7 protein-coding genes are annotated in these 7,325 nt (G+C 45.6%); 1 reads left to right on the top strand and 6 read right to left on the bottom strand.

The genetic code is table 11. From position 1 onward, the window contains the following. Window positions 1–450 precede the first annotated feature (450 nt). On the top strand, window positions 451–609 hold the full coding sequence (locus FDW95_RS02485) for a hypothetical protein (protein ID WP_103161909.1): 159 nt from the start codon (window positions 451–453) through the stop codon (window positions 607–609). On the opposite strand, the gene FDW95_RS02480 is transcribed toward FDW95_RS02485, so the two are convergent. From FDW95_RS02480 to FDW95_RS02450, 6 genes are all read right to left on the bottom strand, one after another. Then, window positions 606–1,220 carry a Fic family protein gene (locus FDW95_RS02480; protein ID WP_170972974.1) on the bottom strand — a complete coding sequence of 205 codons (615 nt, stop codon included), beginning with the start codon at window positions 1,218–1,220 and terminating at the stop codon, window positions 606–608. The genes FDW95_RS02485 and FDW95_RS02480 overlap by 4 nt on opposite strands. Window positions 1,221–1,224: 4 nt before the next feature. Continuing rightward, the gene (locus tag FDW95_RS02475) at window positions 1,225–2,541 is read right to left on the bottom strand and encodes a site-specific integrase (protein ID WP_115064751.1); all 1,317 of its coding nucleotides are present in this window, start codon (window positions 2,539–2,541) and stop codon (window positions 1,225–1,227) included. Window positions 2,542–3,754: 1,213 nt separating this feature from the next. Further along, window positions 3,755–4,237 carry a hypothetical protein gene (locus FDW95_RS02465; RefSeq protein ID WP_137363402.1) on the bottom strand — a complete coding sequence of 161 codons (483 nt, stop codon included), beginning with the start codon at window positions 4,235–4,237 and terminating at the stop codon, window positions 3,755–3,757. A 68-nt stretch (window positions 4,238–4,305) separates the two neighbouring features. Further along, a complete protein-coding gene (locus FDW95_RS02460; protein ID WP_115257454.1) occupies window positions 4,306–4,644 on the bottom strand; it encodes a LysR family transcriptional regulator in 339 nt (112 codons plus the stop codon). Window positions 4,645–5,342: 698 nt separating this feature from the next. Continuing rightward, window positions 5,343–5,642 carry a DUF1889 family protein gene (locus FDW95_RS02455; RefSeq protein ID WP_115257453.1) on the bottom strand — a complete coding sequence of 100 codons (300 nt, stop codon included), beginning with the start codon at window positions 5,640–5,642 and terminating at the stop codon, window positions 5,343–5,345. 134 nt (window positions 5,643–5,776) lie between these two features. Beyond that, a partial coding sequence (locus FDW95_RS02450; RefSeq protein WP_249358877.1) for a diol dehydratase reactivase subunit alpha occupies window positions 5,777–7,325 on the bottom strand: 1,549 nt, incomplete at its 5' end.

Here is a 7,325-nt window from a genome sequence, read left to right as displayed (position 1 = left end):
ATGGAAATATAGGGGCCAATCCAGAAACTGCCAGTCTCGACTGCATTATTATTTTTGTTATCTAAAGTAAACAAACATCCCCCTACTAATTATATAATAAAGATAGCGCTTTTAACTATTACGTTTATCATACATGATTTCTATTAAGAGAAACATAAAAATACATCGTTTTTAGAATCAAAAAAAACAACTTCTGAATGTGAATTAAATCACAAACTGTATAAATTAATCTAAAAAAATAGATGTGTATCATATGGTGGCAATTCAAGAATCACGCAACAGTCAAAAAATACAGATGACTAGAAAACTCATTGCCTTCTGCAGCGAATGGAGAACAAAGAACCAGATTTTTGGGCAAGACAAGCATACGCCGCCCTTCTAACTATTAATGATAACCTTGCTAGCATTCTCCTTCCGAACTAGAATCAGTGCAGTAAAAAGGGATCTCACATGACAAAAAAAACATCACATACTCAGATCACCAGGACTCAAATCTACCGTGCCGTCGCCAGCTCAACCGCGATCGAAACCGGTGTCTCTGTGCAAAAAATTGAGCAGCAACTCAAACAAAATCAGGCACAGGCAAAAGCCGTTGGCCTCGCCCGTTAATCTGGCAAGATGTCGCTCACCAGTTGCATCATAGGGCTGTAGTTCCCTGAGACACCCGCCTGTATTGCCTTGAAGTAAAACGCCTTGTGCTCATCCCACAGGCTGTAATCAAGTAAGCCCTTCCCTGCCAGAACCGACAGCACATCGCAAAGTAGCCGCGACAGACGCCCGTTACCTTCTCTGAATGGGTGGATCAAAATAAACTCCACATGGCATTCAGCCAGATAACTTACCAGCTCCAGGCGAGCCAGGGATTTGAGTTCACCAGACCGAGAAAGAAACTGCTTCTCGAAGCCATCAAGCAGCAGCGGAATCCTGTCGGCAGCCGCAAACTGAAAGCCATCCTTAGTTAGATTGGCATTACGCAGCCTCCCCGCCCAGTCGTACACATTCCCCAGCCATTTGCGATGCCACCTGCTGATGTGCTCAAAAGCCAGCGCCTCAGGCGGCTGGCCCTCAATAAATAGCTGCTCATACAGCATCAGCAGCAAGCCAGACTCCAGCGCCTCCATTTCCTGTTCATCAATAAATCCCAGCTTATTAGCCAGCACTAAGTCTCCAGAGCCCGGCTGATAGCGCTCCTCTGCAGAATTAAGCTCATATTTTGACAAGCTCTTACCTCCGCCCAAACAAGTTCACAACGTTGTTTTCCTGCTGCCGTTGATAGTTATTAACTCGGTCTTCCCAGATCTCAAGCGCTCTGCGCTTTTCAGTCAGGTAATCATAACGGTCATAGTGTTTCGAGCTGACATCATTCAGAGCGTGATTCTGAATACGGTCGCGGATCTCTTTGCTGATCCCCGCCTCCCCCATCAGAGTCTTACAGGTCCGACGTAAATCTCGCGCTGTGAAAACTTTAAACTCAGGATTAAAAGCTCGGAAATACATGATGGAACGCGCCAAGCTATCAGTACGTACCGGTCGATCTCCATTGGTCGAGAGTGGGAAGATATAGGGACTGTTGCTTTCCTTAGTCAGTTCTTTCACTGAGGCTAATTCCTGTAGTGCCGATTCAGTCAGCGGGATCAGATGCTCACGCTTGTTTTTCGATACATCTGCTATGACCAGCAACGTCTTTTGTTGCCAATCAATAGCACTCCACTGGCTGGCAATCATTTCAAACGGACGCTGCCCACCAGCATAAACACAGAAGCGAATCAGATGCTGCATCAGCGGCCCAACGTTGGTAGCTTCGGCGAACTGTTCCATGACAACACGCAACTCTTCCAGCGTTAACCATGTATCACCCACTTTTTCCGCCGAAGACTGTTTCGGTATGGCCGAGACCGGGTTAACTTCAAGACCAAACGTGATACCTACGCTGGTATTCATCGGATCGTTATCAGCTTTCAGGCCGTAGTTAAATGCCGCCATCAGATACGAGCGAATCCGATTAGCATGCACCACCGCATCACGCTGGATAATGCCTGAGAGGATGGTTTTAATCTGCAGAGGTGTTACATCTTTCGCTTTGGTTTCTCGAGGGATAACCGTGTAGCACTCTTTTTCAAGACGCTTCAGAACATCAGCCCAGGTCCGCTTATTGTCGAGCTTCATCTTGTGAACGTAGCCATGCACCAGCTCTTCAAACGATCCTTGAGAGCGATGGATCTGCCTAATGTGCTCTTCGGCCAGGCGTTGTTGCTCAAGCTCTTGTTGGGGCTCTTTTCCTTCAACAAGCCAGGCTCCATACTTTTTCGCCAACTCATTGGCCGTCACTAGCTTCATCTCAGGCCAGATGCCCAACTGGATGAACTTCTCTTTCTTCCCTTTCTCAACGTAATAACGGAAATAAAAAACTTTGCTGCCTGAAGGCTGAACCTTAACGCCAAGTCTGCCTGTACCACGCTGTGCACTGTTGCTCCACACGTAGTACGACGTACTTTTTGTCTTTAATCCACGTATAGCAGTCTCGGTAAGATTAGCGGCCATGTGGTTACCTTTCTGAGGATAAGCGTTACCTGACCCAATGCCCATTTTGGGTCAGGTAATGGGTCAGGTAAGGATAGTACAATGGGGAAATGAGAGAACCAATCAGAAACAAAAATAACTTTATAAGTGATTGATTATAGATAATTAAAAATACAAACAGAGACAATGACGAACAATTAAAAACATACCGATTTTATGACTCATAATCGCTTGGTCGCTGGTTCAAGTCCAGCAGGGGCCACCAAACAAAACAAGGAGTTAGATGAGAGATCGTCTGACTCCTTTTTCTTTGGATGCAATTTGGGTCCGCTTCCCCAACATGCAATACGACTATGCGCCCCATCCATTCTCAGGTATGTCTTCTTGAACACTACATCCTTGGTGATGCCGATGTCAGGAAAAGCCCTCTTATGCCGACATTGAATTGAAGGGAAAAATCAGAAAGGGTGGCTAACCCTCTATTTTCATTACATTATATCAAAACGTATATTTAGATATATCTATTATATTGTTTGTTTTGATTTTCTTATATGTTTATATTCTTTTAAGAAAATTAATTCAAAAGGATAATTCATTGCTTACACAATCTAATTTTTCAAAATTCAAAAACCTGAATATTTCGATTAACAACATTCTTGTTTTTGCCGCAGTCATGAATACAGGAGGGATAGTTTCTGCTTCATACTATATGAACTGTTCACCGTCTGCAGTGAGCCTTTCGTTGAAAAAATTTTGTACTTGTTTTCCAGAAAAACTATTCAGCAGAGAGGGCCGTTGTTTAATACCAACAGAAGAGGCACAATTGCTGTATAACGACATTAGCCCTGCAATAAGGAATCTCTTATATGCAATGACGTCCAGCACTGACATTTCCTCAACCGCCGTAGAGCAGATTTCATAAACGTCGTGGCAAGCACATAGTTATTCACAACGAGAACCCTAAATTGTGCATGCTGAGGTAAACTGACAATCGCTTTAATAATAAAATCACGACTACATTGCTGTCGGCAATCCGTACAGCGGGATATGGCAATATTATCTTTCTCACTTATAATCGTGACACTCTTTCATTAATTTCACGTAAACTTAATTGAAGACGGACTGATATTCTTTTCCGATAGGTAGCAGCAGTTTTATAGCTAATCCCCATTCGCCTCGCTGTTTCGTTCAGTCCTATTTTTTCTGTCTGCAGGACAAACCACTGCAATTCCCTTTATGGTAATCGAATTCCGCCGACCTGGCCGACTTTCCTGGTGATCAACGGACTCATGATCGTGCCTGATGATGCGTCAGTGGAGAAAAATATGAGTTTAGATAAGATATTAATCGCCTCCGCGCGATGAACAATGCCCATAGGTTGAAGATTTGCGACTACTGCCAGCAACAGAGGGTCACGTAAACGGGTAAAAACAATAATACTATATTGGTCTGCAGGCCACTCGTCCTTTGCAAACTTTAAGAATGCTAATCCTTCCGCCAGCGTCTCACTTTCGCTCGTTAACTCGGTAATAACGAGTACCCGCCCTGGCTCCCCATGACTGGCTGACACTTGTTTCTGCAATGCGGAAAGCGTCATTACTCTTAGACTAATTGAGCGACCTGCCAGGCTATCAATAAAGGCACATAGCCCAAGGGCACTATAATAGATAGTGTCCATAACCAATACCCGCTCGTAGGAAAAATTTAAATTTTCCATATTATGCTCTATTTTTTGTCGAATACATTTTAAAAGCACTATTTAGCATAACCAATGGTTATGTTTCATTAATTTTTATTTTCACCGATAGCTAATGCACAATCGGCAACAGCACTTTCCCCATGACAGACAGTATCAAGATTATAAAATGCAAGTTTAAGTTGATGACTTAATTCCACAGCATATTCAGTAGGATTGAGATTGCGACCTTCACGTATGAAAAGGGTGTCATTAAAGTAACTTCTGACTCTTTTCAAGTGCAGGCTAATAGATGATGCAGAACAACCAAGTACCAGTGAGGCACCATACAAACTGCCCGTGTCAACAAAAACGATAAACGTTAGTATGGACCTAAAATCCACATCCATAAGATGACGAAGCCTAGAGTCATAATTAATTAAATCCATATTAAACGCCTCAATAACTTTTTACCAAAATATACTTTTCTTTTCAAAGGTGCAATAACCATGCAAAAATAGAAACATTAGGTAAAAACAATTAATAAAAGCAAAAACAAAGACGATTATTTCATACCTTCTTAATAAGGAAGTGAAAAAAATCAGATAAATCAAAGCAGATAGAGTTAAATTCTGAAAACATTAAAAAATGAAATAGTTAAATATTACTCAATGATTTAATAAGTTTTATTATTTGAGGTGCTATCAATAATAAAATAAGAAACCGAACTCTATTAAAGCCCATGTTATTTAAGGGTTTTCTATTCTTAAAACTTACATTAGTCGTCGAAAAATGGTTGGCAAAACAAAAGAAATGTCGATTTATCAGTTAGGTTTCATAAATAAATAAATTCGAGAAAAGTCTTAACTGTCGTTTAGCAAAGTATTAAAATTTAGTTTCAATAGGGTAACCACGTACATTCCGGGCAGCGTAAAAGCCCCCCCACCGTCCAGTGTTAATCTGATAATGTTAATGCTGAAGTTAAATTAGAGGATTCAACACGTTCAATTAAGCGGAGCGGTACACAATGTGTCCATCTGCACCAACGCAAAAAAATCGGCACTGTCTGGCTGGTTGAGGGCAACTCTTTTGGACGCCACCACCTTGAAAGTGGAAACGTCCGTTAGCGTGTTATTCGATAGTCAGCTCACACGAGTTCTTTGAGCTGCTCTTGCATATAGGTCGAAAAGTACTCAGGGTTCTTGATAAGGATACGGTTACCGGAGGCGACTTTTTCAGCCCATCCAGCGACTTTTTTTGTGAACTCAGGATTCCATCCCTCTTGCTCACCGCGTGCCATCACATCTGCTGCGCTCACTGGCACACCTAAATCATGCAAATATTTTAAAATTCCCTTGGCCGTACTTTCGTCCATGGAATGGGGTACTGGCGCCGATGTGTTCATACCACCAATAAAATCCAATGCTTTCTCAATTGCTGTTGGCATGCTCTTATCCTTAAAATTAACCGCGTATTAAACACCTTTATACTATGTACCCAAGTCAGCCGGGATATCAAAGAGAACGTTGCCTTTATTTGATTTATGCCGCAGCCAAACGCTTGCTGTGGTGGTTTTCTGTACTATTTTTTCGCATCACCAGCCAAAACCAGCCCGGTTGCCACCGCATTTCGTGGCCCTTCGGTTCCCCGAATATTGCCCTGACCGGCAACAACGCCGTAATGCGCCAGCGCGTCGGTGATCATCTGCGGGATTTCAAAATCCAGCGATGAACCGCCCACCAGCACCACAAAAGAGATGTTGCGAATTGAGCCGCCGGGTGAGACCTGCCGCAATGCGCGCAGGCAGTTCGTCACAAAGACCTTCTCCTTGGCCTGACGACGTACCAGCCGAATTTTCTCCAGCGACGTCTGGTTCTCAATGGGGATGGCTTTGCCCGCTTTCAGATACACTACTTTGGCAAACACCGACGGGCTGAGCGGTTCACGAAAGAACTCCACCGCGCCGTTCTCGTGGCGAATACTGAACAGACTCTCCACTTTCGCCAGCGGATATTTTTTTATCTCCTCTGCCAGAAAAGGATCGCTCAAGCCGAGCTCCGTTTTGATAAGCAAGCTGACCATGTTCCCTGCTCCCGCCAGATGTATCGCCTTAACGGTGCCATCGTTATGGATAATCGCGGCATCGGTGGATCCGGCACCTAAGTCGAGGATCGCCAACGGCGCGGCGCATCCTGGCGTCGTCAATGCCCCGGCCACCGCCATATTGGCCTCCACGCCCCCCACTTCAACCGGCGTATTCAGCCGCACACTCAGCTCACGGGCGATCGTCTGCATCTGTAGCCGATCGGATTTCACCATCGCCGCAATGCCAACCGCGTTTTCCATTGAATATTCCCCGGCAACACCGCCCTGGACTTTACGGGGAATAAACGTATCGACCGCCAGCAGATCCTGAATATGCACTGAATTCATATCGTGCCCGCTCAGCGAGGCCATCACCTTACGCACGCGCTCCAGCATGCCACCCGCGTGAGTACCGGCCTCACCGCGAATGTCGCAGACCGGCGCACAGGCGTTCATTGCCTGCATAATTGTCTGAGCGCCTTGGGCCACATCGGCTTCTCCGCCGCGCTTTTCACCACTGATAAAGATCTTGCCCGCCGGGATCACCCGTGATTGCACATCGCCCTGCGGGGTTTTCAGCACCACAGCGGATCGGTTGCCGATCAGTGCCCTGGCGATCGGGACGATCGTTTTTGTTTCCTCCGGCGTCAGGGCAAAGAAAGTGGCGATGCCATAAGGATTCGACAGTACCCGAACCACCTGTCCTGCTGCCGCCACTTCTACCGCCGCCAGCACACTTTCCGGGACTTTCTCCAGCAGCGTGACTTCATCAATCACCGGCAGCGTTCGTCGCAGACGATTATTGACCAGTACGCCATCGTCCTTTTTCAGGATCGCCGCCACCACGTCGACGCCGCGATCCAGCGCCGCATTGATAAGCCACACCGCCTCGAGAAAATCCATCTCTGCGCCCACCAGCGGGATCCAGCCCTGCGCAAACCGATCGAGGCTCAACGATGCCAGTTTCTCCACGGCGATCGTGGTACCCATCCCTACGCCAACACCGCCTGGCGTTTGCGGGTTATGACCAATCATTGTCGATTCA

Origin of the sequence: Citrobacter sp. wls718, assembly GCF_005280945.1 — a bacterium.
GTDB lineage: Bacteria > Pseudomonadota > Gammaproteobacteria > Enterobacterales > Enterobacteriaceae > Citrobacter > Citrobacter gillenii.
Note: the sequence above shows the minus strand (reverse complement) of the source record. Positions and strands in the feature narration are given on the sequence as shown.